This is a genomic window from Vibrio sp. QJM3NY_35, from assembly GCF_057785915.1.
The window spans coordinates 794,716-812,385 of the sequence record NZ_CM173508.1; the positions used below are offsets into that span (position 1 = coordinate 794,716).

A 17,670-nucleotide genomic window follows, 5' to 3' on the forward strand; every position below is an offset into this window, starting at 1 on the left:
GGTTGTTCTACGTAGGCTCGCTACATTAGAAGTTGTAAGAACCACCTAGGCTAACACTGCTGAATGCCAGTGTCTTATCTTCGGTTTTGAATGGACCGTAGTAGTTTTCTACGCTCACAGCATCAGCTTGTGAAATTAGTCGTAGTGTTAGGTTTTCGATTGGCGTGTATTCAACACCCAGACCGAAGTGGAAACCTGTACCGCTGTCATCAGCGTAACCAGCGCTCTTGTTTGCGTTTAGGTCAACAGAACTTAAACCAGCCAATACGAACGGACGAATCGTGTTGTCGAACGTGTAACCTAGGTTTGCTGATACAGAAACAGACGTTGGAGACATTTTTTCTGTACCTTTTTTGTAGTCTGCGTAATCGTTGTAGCCAAGTTCAACGCCTACGATACGATTGAATTGGTAGCCGCCGTATAGGTTGTAGCCCATACCGTCGGAATCTAGACTACCTTGACCATCTGTATCAGAATCTTGGTATAAGCCAAGGCCGCCACCAATGTAAGCGCCGCCGTCAGTGCCTGCTGCTAAAGCTGGAAGAGAAACCGCGCTGATTAAACCCAGTGCTAATGCTGATTTTGTTATCTTGTTCATTTTTCTTACTCACTCTTTAATGTCATGCCAGTATCAATTATTTTTGTTTTGCGACCTTTCGACCGTTGATGACCATTATTCCGTAGTCTTTTATGTATTACTGTATGGCTTTGTAAGCTGAATCATTACATAGTAGAAAACATACACATCAGATTGCGTAATTAATCAGGCTGCCCAAAACAAGGAGTAAACATGCTAACGAAACAAAAGACAGGTTTGGTGGTTGTGGATGTTCAGGGCAAGCTCGCACGCCTTGTTGATGAGAGCGAGACACTGATTGCTAACTGTGGAAAGCTGATTGAGGGAGCGCAGGTTTTAGGCCTTCCTATTGTGAGTTTGGAGCAGAACCCAGAGAAGTTGGGGCCTACCGTTAGTGAGCTGAATGACCTATTGAGTGATGTTAAGCCGATACCGAAATTCACGTTCAACGCGTGTAGCGAACCCAAATTTGTTGAGACAGTGCAAACCAAGGATGTCGATACGTGGTTAGTGTGTGGCATTGAGGCTCATATTTGTGTCTATCAAACCGCAGTGGGTTTGTTGGAACTTGGGTACAAGGTTCAGGTAGTTGGTGACTGTGTTAGTTCGCGAACAGCATTGAACAAGAAACTGGCTATCAGTCGATTGTGGGACGCTGGTGTCCAAATTACGGGATTAGAAATGAGCTTATACGAGCTAGTGAAAGATTGCCGCGCACCAGAATTTAAGTCCATTCTGTCCTTGATTCGTTAACTTGGGTTTCGTTGAGGTCCGATTCGTTATTTTCCCCCTTTGAAGAGGTTCATTTGAATAACCTAATTGTATTTACAGGTGGGCCGGGATCCGGCAAAACCTCGGTCATCGACGCTTTGAAAAGCAAGGGCTATCGCTGCGCACCAGAGGTTGGGCGTAAAGTGATTCAGCACCAAGTTGAGCAACAAGGTAGCGCTTTGCCGTGGTTAGATAAAGTGGCTTTTCGTGATGAGATGGTGCGAGAAGAGTTAGCTAATTACCAAGTATTTGAGGCAAGTGAGCAACTCGTTTTCTTTGATAGAAGCATCGTGGATTCATACGGTTACAGTTTGTTAGAGACGTTGCCTATTCCAGAATCCTTGCTCAATAGCTGTAATGAGCTCGTATACAACAGTAAGGTGTTTATCTTCCCGCCATGGGACTCTATTTTCATCAATGACCAAGAGCGCAAGCAAGATTTTAAAGAGGCGGTTGCCACCTATGAAAAGATGGTGGAAGCCTATACTCAGTTTGGTTATCAGCTGGTGGAAGTGCCTAAGCTATCTGTCGAGGAACGAGTCGCGTTCATTTTAACTTCAATTGACTCAGGCGAGTAATTTCTAGCAAATCCACAACTAAAAAGCCCCGCAGTATCGACTCGATTGAGTGAATACTGCGGGGCTTTTTATTCAGATTCTATTTTGATTTAGCTGCGACAAGCTTGGCTTCGGTAACGTTTAATCACCGAGAGGTTGTCGGTCGCCGCCGCCTCGGTAGGAGTCTAAAGCAACCTTCAAGCGGCGAAGTTTATCGCGCGAGCGGTTCTTGTGATTGACCGCCATACCCATTGAAAGCACATCCACTAATGCTAGCATTGCGTAGCGAGACGCTGATGGCTTGTAGATGAAGTCGGTTTCCATGTGTTTGATTGGCAAAACAATATTCGCAATCTTTGCCAGTGGCGTGTCTTGCGGGGTAATTGCGATGATCTTAAGCCCGTACTGCTTCGCTAGTTCGGCGGTTTCGGTGATCACTGGCGTAAAGCCTGTCGCGGAAATCATCACCATCACATCGTTGGCATCTGCCGTGGCAGCAACCATGCGTGACATTAAACCATCGTTGTATGACACAACCGGATAACCCAATCGGAACAGTCTGTGTTGCAGCTCTTGAGAGGCGATGGTTGAGCCGCCACCCATGCCGATAGCAATGATCTGTCTGGCGTTGTGCAGCCAACTCACCGCGGTTTCAATGTCTTGCTCCTTGAACAAGGTTCGGTTGATGTCTAAGCTCTGCTTGATCGATTCGTAGATACCTTGATAGCCAGTTTGGTTTACCGGTTCGAGAATAAAACGCTGGCCCACCGTTAGGGTTTGAGCAAGCTTGATCTTCATATCACGCACGTTGTTACAGCCGATCGCCTTCGCAAAACGCGTAATTGTGGCTTCACTGACTTGAGCACCTTCAGCAAGCTCTGTGATACTGGCATTGGCTGCGAAATCAATGTCGTCCATGATCAGCTTGGAGACTTTTTTCTCTGCATCACGAAGAGCGGGAAAACGCTCGGTTATCTGTGAAATGATATCTACTTCTAAACTCAAGAATCCTGATCCTTTGTTGATGGGGCTAAGCCTTAGCCCCTTTAGTATATCTGATTGCTTCGCTGATTCTAGCTTATTGAAAAATCAAGCTAGAAGCAGGTTTCTACCCAGTGGCTTACCTGATGATCGTCATCGCTGATGGCAATGTAGCGCCATTTGTCGAAGGTTAAACATGGGTGTGAGGTTGAGAACGCAATCATATCGCCTACTTCAATCTCAGCAGAACCGTCCGTTTCAACAAAGGTATGCTGATCCATCACCGCGGTAGCTGTTAGCCCTTTCACAGAGATAGCTTCGCCATTGCGATAGCCGCGCTCGGCAATAGGTAAACCCGCATCAAAGGCAACATCACGCTTACCTAGACCGATCACCAGTTTGGTTGGCTCCGGACGAGAGATAACATACGCCCACACTTCCAGTGCCGATTCTAAGTCACCACCCAGTTCACACGCGTAACCTTGGTTTACTTGGGCACGTTGCAATACCTTACTTTGGGCATCTAGGTAGATCCCAGTATCGTGAATGGCATAACAACCTGGGCGGATAATCGCTAAGTAATCTGTGAGGTTCGCCAAGCATTCTGCCACCACGTCATACCAAGCCGAGCCTGCACCAGTGATAATAGGTTGCCCTGTAATTAAGCCGTCTGATGCGAGGCTTTCAACCGAAGTGAGCGCTTGGTTTAAGAAGGTACGAATGTCTTGTTCGGCATTGTCGCCATGAATCACACCCTCGTATACCTCAATACCCGCTAGAGAAAGCGCAGACGTATTTTGGATAGTTTGCGCCAGCTCTAGAACCTCTTGAGGTGAACGACAACCACAACGGCCACCCGGAACACCAAACTCGATCAGTACTTTTAGCGTTTGCTTTTTGTTGGAGAAATATTGGTTGAGTCGCTGCACGTTGACTGACGAATCCACACAGCAATAGAAATCAACGTCGAACTCACTAATAAGCTGTTCGATGATCGCCATGTTGGTTTTACCTACCAATTGGTTAGCCATGATGATTCTTTTTGCACCTGCCATTGCTGCAATTTCTGCTTGTGCAGGTGTCGCAACCGTAATTCCCCAAGCGCCATTTTCTAGCTGTTGACGGAAAAAAGCAGGTGTCATGGATGTTTTGCCGTGTGGCGACAATTTAACCTGGTGATGATCGGCGAATGATTGCATCCAATTCAGGTTATTGGTCAACGCTGATTGTTTGATAATTGCTACCGGAAGCGAAATGTCTTCATCAACCAGTCGATAAATACCGTTCTCAGATTGTGATACTGCTCTCCCTTTTTGGCCTTTTTCAGTCAAGATGAAACTATCTTTTTGATACTTTATAACATCTTTTTGTGCAGGGTTATGTTTCATTGCTGATTCCTAACATGACTTAAGTGGTTGTTATTTAATGTTTAAATATATCTGTAACGTACTTTGTGATAGAAACTATCACGCAAATTAAAATATTATGTGTGTTTTGTCACTGAAAATAATCGGCTGGATTTCTAATATAGCTCCATCAACAGAGTGGATTGAGAGAGTGAGAAATGTTGTTCGATACGATAATTAAAAATGTAGAGGTGTTTGATGGCACCGGCGAACAATCGTTTTGTGCCGATGTAGCAATCCGAGATGGAAAAATCGCCGAAATTGGCAAAATCGATCATGAAGATTGTAGCCAGTTGGTTGAGGGAGCAGGCTTAGCATTGGCTCCTGGATTCATCGATGTACACACACACGACGATACCAATGTAATTCGTTACCCAGACTGCCTACCTAAGATTAGCCAAGGTGTGACAACCGTGATTGTTGGCAATTGTGGCATCAGCGCATCACCAACGGTTTTGGCGGGCGATCCACCAGACCCAATGAACCTATTAGGAGCACAGGCTGATTTCAAATACCCAACCTTTGCCGCATATGCACAAGCCGTAGAGCAAGCACAACCAGCGGTGAACGTAGCAGCGTTAGTTGGCCACACCACACTGCGTAACCAAGTGATGGACGACCTACAACGCACCGCAAGCGAAGAAGAAATTGCAGCAATGCAAACCAATCTTGATTTAGCGATGGAGCAAGGTGCATTGGGTTTGAGTTCAGGTTTGGCTTACGCCAGCGCGAAACAAGCCAACGCCAATGAAGTAATGCAGTTAGCAAAAGTGCTGTCTAGCCATGGCGGCATCTATACCACGCATATGCGTACCGAATTTGAAGAGATCTTAAGCGCGATGGAAGAGGCGTTTGAGACAGGCCAATACGCGAAAGTACCCGTTGTTATCTCTCACCTTAAATGTGCAGGTGCAGGCAACTGGGGCAGAACTGTTGAAGTACTTGATTTGATGGACAAGGTTTCTGAGCACCAAGATGTGTCTTGCGACTGCTACCCATACTCAGCGAGCTCCTCGACGTTAGATCTGAAACAGGTGACAGAGGATTTCGATATCTTCATCACTTGGTCTAAAGCAAAGCCAGAACATGCAGGCAAAACGCTTAAGCAGATTGCTGATGAGATGAACCTACCGTTGATGGACGCAGCAAAAGCGCTTCAACCAGCTGGTGCGGTTTACCACTGTATGGATGAGAACGACGTAAAGCGTGTATTGAAATACAAGCTGACCATGGTTGGTTCTGATGGTTTACCGAATGACCCGCACCCACATCCAAGATTATGGGGTACCTTCCCGAAAGTGTTGGGTCACTACTGCCGAGATGAAAAACTGTTCGCGCTGCCAGAAGCGATTCACAAAATGACCGGAATGTCTGCGAAGCGCTACAACCTCGCGGGAAGAGGTGAGATTCGCCAAGACGCATTTGCCGATTTAGTTCTATTTGATCCAAAGAATATTAAAGACACAGCAACATTTGAAAATCCTATTTCAGTTGCTGAGGGAATCGAAAGTGTATTTGTAAATGGTGAGTTAACTTACCAAAAAGGAAAAGTAAAAAATAATCGTTCAGGCGTTTTTATTTACCGTAATTAGAATTTAATTATTTTATTAAATAGACAGTAATAAGAAAACGACGAATTAATTTAAATATATTGGAATAGAAACTGTTTTATCTATAAACCCAATATTATCTATAAAGAAGTGGAGTTAAAAAATGACTATTAAACGTTACGGTGTTGAAGGCGGCACAGGTACAGGCGGACAACATTTACCATTTGCACGCGCAACTGAAGCGGGTGGTTTCCTATACGTTTCTGGCCAGACACCGATGACAGATGGTGAAGTGGTAGAGGGCGGCATTGTTGACCAGTCTCGCCTAGCGATCCAAAACTGTGTCGATATCATGACTGAAGCAGGCTACGGCCTAGAAGACGTAATGCACGTAAAGGTTGTGCTAACAGATTCTCGTTACTTCCAATCTTTTAATAAGGTCTTCAAAGAGTTCTTCGGTGCTAACCCACCGGCTCGTATCTGCATGGTTTGCGACCTAGTTGTAGACGTGAAGGTTGAAGTAGATGTGACTTGCTACCGCGCGGATCGCGTTTAGTAATAACCTAATCACAATTACCTACTTAGAGAGTATTAGGGGTTAGTCATCCCTGTTATTATCCTTTAATACTCTCACCCTACATTTATAAAAATTACTTTAATTAAAATAGATAAAATCAATAAAGTAATTATATGAAATATAAAAATGAATGAATCATAAATAAAGTTCAAGAATGAACTCAATATTTCACTGAGAGGTGTCAAATGAACAGCACACTTTTTCTTACAGGCTTCGGCGTGTACGTATGTTTTTTAATTTGGTTAGGCTGGTTTGTCTCGCGTAATCAAAAATCTGGCGAAGATTTCTTATTAGGCGGCCGTGGCCTGCCATTATTCTTAGTACTTGGTACAACAGTTGCGACTATGGTCGGCACGGGTTCAAGTATGGGCGCGGTTGGCTTCGGTTACGCAAATGGTTGGGCGGGTGCTCTGTACGGAATTGGCGGTGCTGTAGGCATCCTATTGCTTGCACTTTGGTTTGCTCCGGTTCGTAAACTGAACTTCATGACCATGAGTGAAGAGTTGGCTTATTACGTTGGCGCTAACCGAATCGTAAAAAACGTGGTTGGCCTACTTATCTTTATCGCGTCAATCGGTTGGTTAGGTGCGCACATTCTAGGTGGCGGCATGTACCTAGCGTGGATTGCAGACATCGACCTTAACCTAGCGAAAATCATTATTGCTGCAGCATTCACTATCTACGTTGTTATCGGTGGTTACACAGCGGTTGTATGGACCGATACGATTCAAGCAATCATCCTTTTTGCTGGCTTCATTTTAATGGCGGTAATGTCTGTTGATCACATTGGTGGCATGGACAACCTTTACGCTGCGATGGACCCTGCTGCTACAAGCTTTTTAGCAATCGATAAACTGGGCATTCTACCTGCTGTTTCTCTGGCTGTGGTTATCGGTGTAGGCGTACTGGCAACACCTTCATTCCGCCAACGCATCTACTCTGGTAAAGATGTTTCAACTATCCGTCGCTCATTTGTTGCTTCTGGTGTGTTGTACCTTTTCTTCTCAATTATTCCAGCAATCATTGGTATGGCTGCGCACGCAATCGACCCATCATTGGCTAACCCGAACTACTCGTTCCCATACGTAGCTGCAACGGTTCTTCCAGTTGGCGTAGGTATGATTGTTCTTATCGCAGGCCTATCTGCAACTATGTCGAGCGCAAGCTCAGATGCAATTGCCGGTGTATCTATCCTACTGCGTGACGTGTACGTGATGTTCACAGGCCGCGTACCAAACAAAGAATCAATGTTGAACTACTCTCGTCTAGCTTTGGTTGTGGTGATTGGCTTCGCACTACTGTTCGCACTGACGTCAAACGACATCATTGGCTACATCACTAAGATGATTTCAACGGTTATGTCGGGCATGTTTGTGTGCGGTATGTTGGGTAAATTCTGGAAACGCTACAACTGGCAAGGTGCGCTTGCAACACTAGCGGGTGCTTCTGTAGCTTCATTCGTAGTAATGCTAAACGCTGACTACACAGCCTTCTGGGGCAACCCAGTTATTCCATCATGTCTGTTTGCGCTAACGGCAGGTGTGGTTGTGAGCCTAGTGACTCCGGCTAACCAAGTAACACCTGAAATGGCAAAAGCGATTCTTGATGACGAGCGTGCTCTGATGGAAATGGAAATGTCTGAGACTGGCGTACTTGAAGAAGAAGCGGCACCTCAACGTCCTGCAAATCAAACAAGCTAAACCTAGTCTCCACAACTGGTTTGCTTAATTCAGGCCCTGCTTAGTGGCAGGGCCTTTTCCCCATATATCTCTCTATTTTAGGATCGGCTATGCCTGCATCTTCTCATTTCAATATTGCTTTCTTTGGCGAATGCATGGTCGAAATCAGCGGCTCTCCATTAACCAAAAAGTTTGGCGGTGACACACTTAATACCGCACTTTACCTTTCTCGTTTAACTCAACATCAAAATCTGTCTGTGCATTACGCGACAGGCCTTGGTGGCGATGAACTGTCTCAAAATATGATTGATAGCTGGCAGTTAGAAGGTATTCAAACCAATTTCGTAGAGCGCATTGCGAATAAGCTCCCTGGTCTTTACATGGTCGAAACCGACGATACAGGCGAGCGACACTTTCACTACTGGCGCAACGACGCGGCAGTCAAATCTTACTTTCAAGCTGACGACCTGAATAAGCTTGAAATCGCCCTGACAGAGAAACAAGTCGATGCGGTTTACATCAGCGGTATCAGTATCGCGATTTTAGATGACGCCTCTCGTGAGCGCTTATTCAAAGCCATTAACGTGTTCTCAAATCAAGGCGGCAAGTTGATTTTTGATAACAACTATCGCCCGCAGCTTTGGAGCACCGAGCAAGCTCAGTACTGGTACGCCAAGTTACTGCCATTGGTAGACATCGCACTGATTACCGAAGACGACGACCTGCTGGTTTGGGGCAATGGCGAGAGCGTTCAACAACGCTGCCTTCGCTTAGGCTGCCAAGAGATCGTCATCAAACGTGGCTGTGAGCCATGCAAGATTGTTCAAGTTGAACAGGGCGATGTTGTTGAGAGCTATGTATCAGCGACTCGTGTTTCTAACGTGGTCGACACCTGCGCAGCGGGTGACTCCTTCGCTGCCGGCTATTTGGCTGCGCGCCTTACAGGTGAGAGCACTACCGATGCAGCTGAACTCGGCCACCAACTGGCTTCTACCGTTATTCAATACTCAGGCGCGATCATCCCGGTAAGCGCTATGAATCACTTAATTAAAAAATAGAAAAATAAAGCGAATTTATTATGTCTCAAGAAATGATCAACACACTTAAGCAATTCAAAGTCATTCCTGTTATTCAAATCAACAAGGTGGAACATGCGATTCTACTAGCAAAAGTATTAGTCGAAAACGGCCTGCCAGTAGCAGAAGTGACGTTCCGTACCGAAGCGGCAGCAGATTCGATTCGTGCGATGCGTGATGCTTACCCAGAGATGTGTATCGGTGCAGGTACAGTACTGACACCAGAGCAGATCGACCTTGCAAAAGAAGCGGGCAGTGAGTTTGTCGTTGCACCTGGCCTGAACCCAAACACGGTTAAGCGTTGCCAAGAGATCGGTATGCCAATCGTTCCTGGCGTAAACAACCCAAGCCAAGTAGAGCAAGCGTTGGAGCTAGGTCTTAACTTCTTGAAGTTCTTCCCTGCAGAAGCGTCTGGTGGGATCAATATGGTGAAATCTTTGCTAGCGCCTTACGTTGATGTGTCGCTAATGCCAACGGGCGGTATCGGCAAACACAACGTCAATGATTACCTAGCGGTTGATCGTGTGGTCTGCTGTGGTGGTACTTGGATGGTGTCTCCAAAGATGATCGAGAACGAACAGTGGGATGAGATCGCGGTGTTGGTTCGTGAAGCCGTTGAATTGGTTAGCTAGTCATAAGTTTGTGAGCTCATTCGTTTTAACAGGCGATAGGCTTTGAGCTCTCGATAAACAACAGCAGTGGCTGAAGGTTCTGTTTTGTGAATTGCCTCCGATAAACAAAACAGAACCCCAGTTATATAGGAAAACTAATAATGAAAAAAACTATATTGTTTCTATTGATTTCAGGTTCAGTAGTGTCCCCAATGGCGTTAGCAATGGCTCCGAATACCGATCTAAATTTAATGCCGTACCCACAGACAGTCGAGCTGCAAGCTGGGCAAGTTAAGGTAGACGGTAACTTCAAGGTTTACATCAAAGGCTTTAACTCTGATCGCGTTGAGTACACCGCAAAACGCTTTATCGATCGCCTAGAGCGCCAAACGGGTGTGCCGATTTTAAACTGGCAGGTTGATAGCGCAGACGAAGCGAACCTGATCATTGATATTGACTCGGCACCAAAGTCTGAAGTACAGAACATCGACTCTGTAGAGTCCTACAAGATTACCACTCAGGGTGAGCAAGTCACGCTGAGCGCACCAAGCCCATATGGCGCTATCCACGGCATCGAAACCCTTTTACAGCTCGTTGAAACCACAGCGACTGGCTACCATATCCCTGCCGTAACCATTGTCGATGAGCCCCGTTTTCGTTGGCGTGGTGTCTCTTACGATACTTCACGTCACTTCATTGAATTCGATGTGCTGATTCGTCAGTTAGATGCGATGGCGTCGGCGAAGATGAACGTGTTCCATTGGCACTTCTGGGACGACCAAGGCATTCGCATTCAAACCGAATCATGGCCGCGTCTGTGGTCTGAAACCGCTGATGGTAATTACTACACCAAAGACCAAGTTCGCTACCTAGTTGAATGCGCCCGTAATCTTGGTATTCGTGTGATCCCTGAAGTCTCGCTGCCGGGTCACTCTTCTGCAGTGGCGCACGCTTACCCACGCTTGATGTCGGGTGGTGAAGGTCAAAACTACGAACAAGAGCGTGGCTGGGGCGTATTTGAGCCATTGATGGACCCACTTAACCCAGAGCTTTATGAAATGCTGGGCGACGTGTTCGACGAAGTGACCGAGTTGTTCCCTGATGAGTACTTCCATATTGGTGGTGATGAGCCGAACTACGCGCAGTGGAAAAACAGCGAAAAGCACCAAGAGTTCATTGAAGAAAACAATATCGATGGCGAGCGCGGCTTGCAGTCTTACCTCAACGTAAAAGTTGAGAAGATGCTGGAAGAGCGCGGCAAGAAGATGACGGGGTGGGATGAGATTTGGCACAAAGATCTGCCCACTTCTATCGTGATTCAAAGCTGGCAAGGGCACGACAGCATCGGTCGTGCGGCAAAGGAAGGCTACCCAGGGATTCTTTCTACGGGTTACTACTTAGACCAACCTCAGCCTACCAGTTACCACTATCGTAATGACCCAATGCCAACTGGCATCACGGTTGACGATAAACTGCACAGTGGTGAGAAGTTCGTGACTTACCAATGGCAGAAACCTCGTTCTAAAGGCAGCCCACGTAAGGGAACGCTGACTATCATTGAAGCGAAAGACGGTACTTTCCGTGCGTTCAGTGATTACAACGGTAAGTCTCGCGAAGAGATCTACATCCTTGATTATGTGCCAGGTAAAACCTTTGTCGGCCACTTCGATAACTTCATGTCGTACACCGAATTCAACTTGAATCTGAATCCAAATGGGTTTGCTGAAGGCAGTTATCAGTTGATTGGTAACGTGCGCTGGCCAACCACAGGTGAAGTGATTGCGAGCAGTGATGTTGAAGGCAGCGTGATTCCTGAACCAAATGGTGGTTACCCTGCGGAATTAACCGACAAAGAAAAAGAGCTTATCTTGGGCGGCGAGATCACCATGTGGCTAGAGAACAAAGACAGCCTCACGGTCGAAAACTACCTATGGCCACGCAGCTATGCAATTGCAGAACGTTTCTGGTCTGATGCGGAATTGACGGACGAACGCAGCATGTACAAGCGTATGAAGGCGATGGATACATGGTCTGAAGTGTCGGTTGGACTTCGTCATCATGCGGACGCTGACATGCTGTTAAAACGTATTGCCAAAGGGCAGGATATTCACGACCTGCGCGTGCTTGCGAAATACACAGAACCAGCACAGTACTATGCGCGCAACTGGGAGAAGTGGAATTCTACTGAACCTAAGGGCACTTTATACAGCCAATACGAGCGTCTAAATCGCTTCGTTGATGCGCTGCCAGTAGAAAGCTACGCCGTGTATGAGATGCAAGATTTAGTCAATGAAGTCGTGACGGGTAATCAACAAGCGATTGAGCAACTTACAGAGCATTATCAACAGGCAAAAGCGGCTGCACTAGCGGCTGAAACTGTCTTCGCAGGTAACGTGTCTTCGGTCGATACCGTGGTGGTTGCAGAGAAAACGGCGGAAGTCGCAGACTTGGCGTTAACCTTGATTGCTAAAGCACAAACAGGCGAGAAAGTAAGAGAAGCCGACGTGAATGCCTACCAAGCGATACTGTCTGATTCAGCGAGAATCTACGATGAATCGATCATCGCGATTGTCCGCCCAACAGAACTGTTGTTGAAGCGGTTAGCTGAGTAAGTCGTTAACGGATTAGCGAATAAGTCACACGCCAACAAGTGAATCAAAACCGCTCTTTTGGGGCGGTTTTTTAGTTTTAGTTTTTCAATAGTGTGTGAACTCTAAACTCTATGTAAGCGGCTACTTACAATCACCATCACCATCACTATCACTATTCTGTAGCGTTAACGTGAATGTCATGCCTTGATCTGGGTTGTTCTTCGCTATTAAGGTGCCTTGCATATCCCGCACATTGTTTGCAGTGATAGCTAAGCCGAGACCCAAACCTTCGCCCATTTTTTTGTTGGTATGGAAGGGTTCAAAAATGGTTTCGAGTTGGTCTTCTGACACGCCACAGCCATTATCTTGCACTTTGATGATCACGCGTTGTTGATCGGTATGTGCGCTGATAACAATGGTCGCGGGTGTTTGATTTTGAGTGGCGTCTATTGCGTTTCGAATCAGGTTTCCAAGAACTTGGCTTAGCCTGGCTTCTTCACCCATCACCATAGAAATATTGGAGGCGATTCGTACTCGAATATCGACGTTTTCGAGATCGGCTTGGTGAATGCGTAGGGTTTCTTGCAGTGCGTCTGTCAGTGACACTGGGTATGGTTTTTCAAGTCTTTTAAAGGCGAATGACTTCAATTGGCTGGTCATGTTTGCCATTCGGTCGATAAGACTCATCACGAGATCCATGTTCGCTTTCAACATCTTGGTCTCGCCTCGTTCCATCAGTAATTGATTACTTGAAAGCAGAGTTTTTAGTCCTGTCAGTGGCTGGTTAAGTTCATGAGTGATCGCACTCGACATCCGCCCTAGTGCGGCAAGTTTGCTTGATTCAACCAGTTCTTGTTGTGCGTCTTTCAGGTCTTGTGTTCGCTCTTCTACACGTAGTTGAAGCGTTTTATTAGCATTTTGCACTGCAATTTCTGCTTTTTTACGCTTACTAATATCGATCACGGTACACAGATAATAAGTGGTCGCATGCCAAGGAAAGGCGCTTATAGAGAACAGTACCGGAAAGTAGCTACCATCGCTGCGCCTTGCCATAGTTTCGACGCTGGTTATTTCGGCCAGTTCTTGGTGTTGCTCTAGGTTCTGAAGCAATTGCAAGGTGGTTGAATTTGGATTGCCTGCCTCAAATAACTGCCAAGCTTTGATGTTACTGATCATTGAATCGGATAGTGAGAAGTAGTTCTTGGCCATGAGATTAATATCATGGATATGACCATGTTTGTCGATCAGCACTAGCCCAACGTGCGTTTTATTGATCATCCCAGACAGACGCTTTTCCGACTCTTCGATGAGTTTTTGTATTCGTAAATTGCTGAGCTTTTTCTGACGTCTTTGATAAAGAATAACCAGCAATAACAGAATGAACAGACAACCTACTGCGACGCTCCAACTTATCCAACTTGTGGTTTGGTTTAGGCTGGTTAACGGCGTTAGGTAGGTTAAGCGCCAATTCAGGTCGTCTAACTTTATGGATTGAATAAGGTAATCTTTATCTTTCAGTCGCCATACGCGAATGTGGGTTTGGTCATATAGCTCACGCTTTGTAGCGAGCGGTTGTGAAGTGAAATTTTCATTGAACCAATCTGCATTCAATCGGTGATCACTCGATAGAAAAAACTGATCGCGAGGGTTTTGAAACAAGATGGCTTCACCATCGGCAAACCATTGGTCGATCAGTAATGATAAATCAATTTGTACTGCAACAATGCCTACCACATCGGATGCTCGATAAACGGGTGCAGCAATAAAATAATCGGGTGTGACGCCTTTATTTTTGGTTACTAGGGAGATCGCACCGCCTTGCTGGTGGATCTTAGCGACAATAGTGCTGGCGCTTTTTTTACTGAGTTTGTTCCTTTCTACGCTAGAAACAAGCAAATCACCGTTTGCAGAGAGTAGATACCATCCTTTGGTGTTAGCCGCTTTGTCTAACTGAATCAGCTGTTTTTTAATGTGTTTTTGGAGGCGAATGTCACCATCAATAAAACGCACGCTGGTTTCATCGTTCGTCACGAGATAAGGCAAATAGTAAAAACGTTTGAGCGTGCGTCTTGCTTCGGCAATGTATCCAAGGAAGCGCTGTTCTGCGTAACGCTGAGCTTGTTCTAACTTCCATTGGCTTATGCCACTTTTGGTAGTTACCTGAACTAAACCAATCAATAAACAGGCAAACAGGAACAACCAATATCGATTTTTGTTAACCATTCTTGATTAAATCCTTTTTAAATTATTGAGTTGAAAAGCTGCGTTTTATTACCACATGGAAGGTTGAATCTGGAACAAATTGAAGCTAGCAAACATTATAAAACTGTTAAAGGAGTGTTATTCAAAGTGGGAGCTAGCTCCTTTTAGTCTGCGGCTTTTTTACATACCGTGGTCGATATTATTTAGGTGTAAGCGATGGGAAGAGATCATGCAACGTATTGCTTTGATTGAAGATGATGCAATTGTGCGTCAAGCAACCAGCCAATGGTTGCAGTTGGCAGGCTTCGATGTCACCGCATTTGAGGTTGGACAAGACGCGTTAGATGCGGTCGTGGAAGGTGATTTTCAGACCATCATTAGCGATGTGCGCTTACCTGATATTGATGGTGTTGAACTGTTAAGTCGCTTTAAAGATTTGGTGCCAGAAGTACCTGTTATCTTGATCACCGGACATGGTGATGTCGATATGGCCGTTAAGGCATTACAGCAAGGCGCGTATGATTTTATAGAAAAGCCGTTCGATCCAGAGCGTTTGTCTCAAACGGTATCGGAAGCGGTAGATAAACATCAAAGTGGTCAAGATAGGATAAATCGTCAAAGCTATTTGGATAACCTGAAGGGCATTGAACAAGTTCTGATTGGCCGCAGCAGAGTGATGTGTGCATTACGAGAACAAATACAAAAGGTCGCTTCAATTGATACCAACGTGATCATTTATGGTGAAACTGGCTGTGGGAAAGAGCTCGTTGCCTCTTGTTTACATAAATTTAGTCAGCGTAAACCTCATCCTTTTGTGCCACTAAACTGTGGTGCGATTCCAGAGAATCTATTTGAAAGCGAGCTGTTTGGTCATGAAGCCGGGGCATTTACTGGTGCTGCTAAACGACGCATTGGTAAGCTTGAATTTGCCGACAAAGGTACGGTCTTTCTTGACGAAATAGAAAGTATGCCGTTGTCGATGCAAGTCAAAGTGCTACGTACTTTACAAGACAATGTTGTTGAGCGTGTCGGTGGTAATCAACAGCAACATGTTGATTTAAGAATAGTTTCAGCTTCGAAATGCGACCTTTTAAATCATCCGGACTTTCGCCAAGATCTTTTCTATCGTTTGAACGTTGCTCAACTGCATTTACCTCCCCTTAGTGAACGAGAAGACGATGCTCTTATCCTTTTTGAACACTTCACTCAAGAAGCGAACAGCGAAACCCGAGCGGCCAGTGAAGCCGATCGCTATGCCTTGTTGTCGTATGCATGGCCGGGCAATGTGCGTGAACTGCGTAATGTAGCGATTCGTTTTGCGCTGGATGAAAGCCTGACCGTTGGTGATATTTTGGCATGTCGTCCTAATTCTGTCACAGAGTCCACAACGGCAGGCATCCCGTTGGCGGTTCAAGTGCAGAGCTTTGAACGGAAAGTGATTCATGATGCGCTAGTGCGTTATCAGGGACGCATCAATGATGTTATGCAAGACTTGGATTTACCTCGTCGAACATTGAACCAAAAGATGGTGCGTTATGGGTTGAATCGAAGTGACTACGTCGATTCTCAATGATCGGTTTGACAGTCGTGTTTATTGGATATTGATGAGCAATAAATGGCTCATCGTATATTTATCACTTTACAAACATTGATCACATAAATATAACATGATGTGACCTGACCACCTTTAAGGGGATGTTAACTGCGGCTTTGGATAAGCAAAAAATAGCTTACTCATTAGTAGTAAAATAAGCAAAAAATGGCTTGCTTTAGGTGGCTTTTAAAATAAATTATAATAAAAACAGTAGTTTAAAAATTGGCATTGTGCTTGCTATCTAGTGATTGTTGTTAACAAAAATATAACGTGAATAACCCTGCATGGAGAGTAACAATGAAATACAACAAGCTAGTTAAAACTTTAGCGATAGCAATGGCTTCTCTTGGCCTTATCAGTAATGCGTCAGCTGAAGAAGATCGCAGCTATATTTTAGCGACGGCCTCAACGGGTGGTACTTACTATCCGGTAGGTGTGGCCTTAGCGACATTGAGTAAAGTTAAGCTTGCGCCTAAGCAGCACTTTTCTTTAGCGGCTATCAGCTCTGCGGGCTCAGGTGAGAACGTAAAGTTGTTGAACGAGAACGAAGCTCAGTTCGCTATTCTACAAGGTTTGTATGGTGCTTGGGCTTGGCAGGGTTTAGGGCCATATGAGAAATCTGGCAGACAAACTCAACTGCGTTCAGTTTCCATGTTATGGCAAAACGTAGAACACTTTATTGTGCGTTCAGATCTAGCAAAAACAGGTACGGTAAGCGATCTAGAGAACCTAAACGGTAAGAAATTTTCTATCGGTAAGAAGAACTCTGGGACTGAAAACTCAGGTCGTCAAATCATGCAAGGCTTATCCGTGGACCCAGAACAATTTAAACTCGCCTTTATGGGTTACGGTGGCAGTGCGAGCGCATTACAAAATGGCACAATTGATGGTATGAACACGCCTGCTGGTGTTCCTGTTGGTGCGGTGACGCAAGCCTTTGCAGCACTGGGTGAAGATATTCAAATCTTGTCGTTTACCGATGCACAAATCAAACAAGCGAATGGTGATTACAATATTTGGACCAAGTATGAGATCCCAGCAAACACTTATCCAGGTGTCGATAAACCAATTACTACGATTGCCCAACCTAACTTCCTAGCGGTTCGTGAAGACATTTCTGAAGAAGATGTGTATCAACTGACTAAAGCTATCTATGAAAACCTACCTTTCCTACAAGGTATCCACAAAGCAACCAAAGCAATGGCACTTGAGAAAGGGATCGCAGGCCTTCCTGTTCCGCTTCACCCAGGTGCTGCTCGTTACTATAAAGAAGTGGGTATAGAAATCCCTTCTGAGTTGATCGTCGACTAACCCTTTGTCTTCGATTAGCCATTTATCTTTAACTCGCTATTTGGCGTGAACTGAATATTCGCGTTAATTAATTGCTTGGTGCGTTTTCATCTGTTTCGGCTACTTTGTCTGATTTGACCGTCTCCGTCTTGTTCGATTATTTGAAGTGAAAACGCACCACCTTACTTTATGGATTTTCTCTGCGCGT

Annotated in this window: 14 protein-coding genes; 10 read left to right on the forward strand and 4 right to left on the reverse strand. The window is 45.4% G+C overall.

The features are described from left to right. Positions 1-25 precede the first annotated feature (25 nt). Complete coding sequence (locus AC3CH3_RS18985) at positions 26-598, reverse strand: porin family protein (protein ID WP_488538984.1); 573 nt, start codon at positions 596-598, stop codon at positions 26-28. 192 nt (positions 599-790) lie between these two features. Here AC3CH3_RS18985 and AC3CH3_RS18990 point away from each other — a divergent pair, with 192 nt between their 5' ends. Then, positions 791-1,330: a hydrolase gene (locus AC3CH3_RS18990; RefSeq protein ID WP_488538985.1), complete on the forward strand. Its 540-nt coding sequence runs from the start codon at positions 791-793 to the stop codon at positions 1,328-1,330. A gap of 53 nt (positions 1,331-1,383) precedes the next feature. Further along, positions 1,384-1,926 carry an AAA family ATPase gene (locus AC3CH3_RS18995; RefSeq protein ID WP_019824552.1) on the forward strand — a complete coding sequence of 181 codons (543 nt, stop codon included), beginning with the start codon at positions 1,384-1,386 and terminating at the stop codon, positions 1,924-1,926. Between the two features lie 120 nt (positions 1,927-2,046). Here the strand turns inward: AC3CH3_RS18995 and AC3CH3_RS19000 are convergent, their stop codons facing one another. After that, complete coding sequence (locus tag AC3CH3_RS19000) at positions 2,047-2,910, reverse strand: MurR/RpiR family transcriptional regulator (protein WP_488538986.1); 864 nt, start codon at positions 2,908-2,910, stop codon at positions 2,047-2,049. Between the two features lie 89 nt (positions 2,911-2,999). After that, positions 3,000-4,274: an amino acid deaminase gene (locus AC3CH3_RS19005; protein ID WP_488538987.1), complete on the reverse strand. Its 1,275-nt coding sequence runs from the start codon at positions 4,272-4,274 to the stop codon at positions 3,000-3,002. A 176-nt stretch (positions 4,275-4,450) separates the two neighbouring features. On the opposite strand from AC3CH3_RS19005, the gene AC3CH3_RS19010 reads away from it, so the two are divergent. The 6 genes from AC3CH3_RS19010 (at position 4,451) to AC3CH3_RS19035 (ending at position 12,397) form a co-directional block, all read left to right on the forward strand. Continuing rightward, a complete protein-coding gene (locus tag AC3CH3_RS19010) occupies positions 4,451-5,884 on the forward strand; it encodes an N-acyl-D-amino-acid deacylase family protein (RefSeq protein WP_488538988.1) in 1,434 nt (477 codons plus the stop codon). A gap of 121 nt (positions 5,885-6,005) precedes the next feature. Then, positions 6,006-6,398 (forward strand): RidA family protein, encoded by a 393-nt coding sequence (locus tag AC3CH3_RS19015; RefSeq protein WP_017065166.1) that lies wholly within the window; start codon positions 6,006-6,008, stop codon positions 6,396-6,398. Positions 6,399-6,604: 206 nt separating this feature from the next. Beyond that, positions 6,605-8,119, forward strand: coding sequence for a sodium:solute symporter family protein (locus AC3CH3_RS19020; RefSeq protein ID WP_019824549.1), 1,515 nt, complete (start codon positions 6,605-6,607; stop codon positions 8,117-8,119). An 89-nt stretch (positions 8,120-8,208) separates the two neighbouring features. Continuing rightward, positions 8,209-9,156 (forward strand): sugar kinase, encoded by a 948-nt coding sequence (locus tag AC3CH3_RS19025; RefSeq protein WP_488538989.1) that lies wholly within the window; start codon positions 8,209-8,211, stop codon positions 9,154-9,156. Positions 9,157-9,176: 20 nt separating this feature from the next. Further along, a complete protein-coding gene (locus AC3CH3_RS19030) occupies positions 9,177-9,806 on the forward strand; it encodes a bifunctional 4-hydroxy-2-oxoglutarate aldolase/2-dehydro-3-deoxy-phosphogluconate aldolase (protein WP_488538990.1) in 630 nt (209 codons plus the stop codon). A gap of 140 nt (positions 9,807-9,946) precedes the next feature. After that, positions 9,947-12,397 carry a family 20 glycosylhydrolase gene (locus AC3CH3_RS19035; protein WP_488538991.1) on the forward strand — a complete coding sequence of 817 codons (2,451 nt, stop codon included), beginning with the start codon at positions 9,947-9,949 and terminating at the stop codon, positions 12,395-12,397. Between the two features lie 120 nt (positions 12,398-12,517). Here AC3CH3_RS19035 and AC3CH3_RS19040 read toward each other — a convergent pair whose 3' ends face one another. After that, positions 12,518-14,599 (reverse strand): ATP-binding protein, encoded by a 2,082-nt coding sequence (locus tag AC3CH3_RS19040; protein ID WP_488538992.1) that lies wholly within the window; start codon positions 14,597-14,599, stop codon positions 12,518-12,520. A gap of 208 nt (positions 14,600-14,807) precedes the next feature. On the opposite strand from AC3CH3_RS19040, the gene AC3CH3_RS19045 reads away from it, so the two are divergent. Beyond that, entirely contained in the window at positions 14,808-16,151 is a 1,344-nt protein-coding gene (locus AC3CH3_RS19045; protein ID WP_010432074.1) for a sigma-54-dependent transcriptional regulator, read from the forward strand. Between the two features lie 318 nt (positions 16,152-16,469). Beyond that, positions 16,470-17,483, forward strand: coding sequence for a TAXI family TRAP transporter solute-binding subunit (locus AC3CH3_RS19050; protein ID WP_010432072.1), 1,014 nt, complete (start codon positions 16,470-16,472; stop codon positions 17,481-17,483). Positions 17,484-17,670: the final 187 nt, after the last annotated feature.

Coding starts and splice junctions, on each gene's coding strand:
- AC3CH3_RS18985 (WP_488538984.1), bottom strand. CDS start 598: ATGAACAAGATAACAAAATCAGCATTAGCACTGGGTTTAATCAGCGCG.
- AC3CH3_RS18990 (WP_488538985.1), top strand. CDS start 791: ATGCTAACGAAACAAAAGACAGGTTTGGTGGTTGTGGATGTTCAGGGC.
- AC3CH3_RS19005 (WP_488538987.1), bottom strand. CDS start 4,274: ATGAAACATAACCCTGCACAAAAAGATGTTATAAAGTATCAAAAAGAT.
- AC3CH3_RS19010 (WP_488538988.1), top strand. CDS start 4,451: ATGTTGTTCGATACGATAATTAAAAATGTAGAGGTGTTTGATGGCACC.
- AC3CH3_RS19015 (WP_017065166.1), top strand. CDS start 6,006: ATGACTATTAAACGTTACGGTGTTGAAGGCGGCACAGGTACAGGCGGA.
- AC3CH3_RS19020 (WP_019824549.1), top strand. CDS start 6,605: ATGAACAGCACACTTTTTCTTACAGGCTTCGGCGTGTACGTATGTTTT.
- AC3CH3_RS19025 (WP_488538989.1), top strand. CDS start 8,209: ATGCCTGCATCTTCTCATTTCAATATTGCTTTCTTTGGCGAATGCATG.
- AC3CH3_RS19030 (WP_488538990.1), top strand. CDS start 9,177: ATGTCTCAAGAAATGATCAACACACTTAAGCAATTCAAAGTCATTCCT.
- AC3CH3_RS19035 (WP_488538991.1), top strand. CDS start 9,947: ATGAAAAAAACTATATTGTTTCTATTGATTTCAGGTTCAGTAGTGTCC.
- AC3CH3_RS19040 (WP_488538992.1), bottom strand. CDS start 14,599: ATGGTTAACAAAAATCGATATTGGTTGTTCCTGTTTGCCTGTTTATTG.
- AC3CH3_RS19045 (WP_010432074.1), top strand. CDS start 14,808: ATGCAACGTATTGCTTTGATTGAAGATGATGCAATTGTGCGTCAAGCA.
- AC3CH3_RS19050 (WP_010432072.1), top strand. CDS start 16,470: ATGAAATACAACAAGCTAGTTAAAACTTTAGCGATAGCAATGGCTTCT.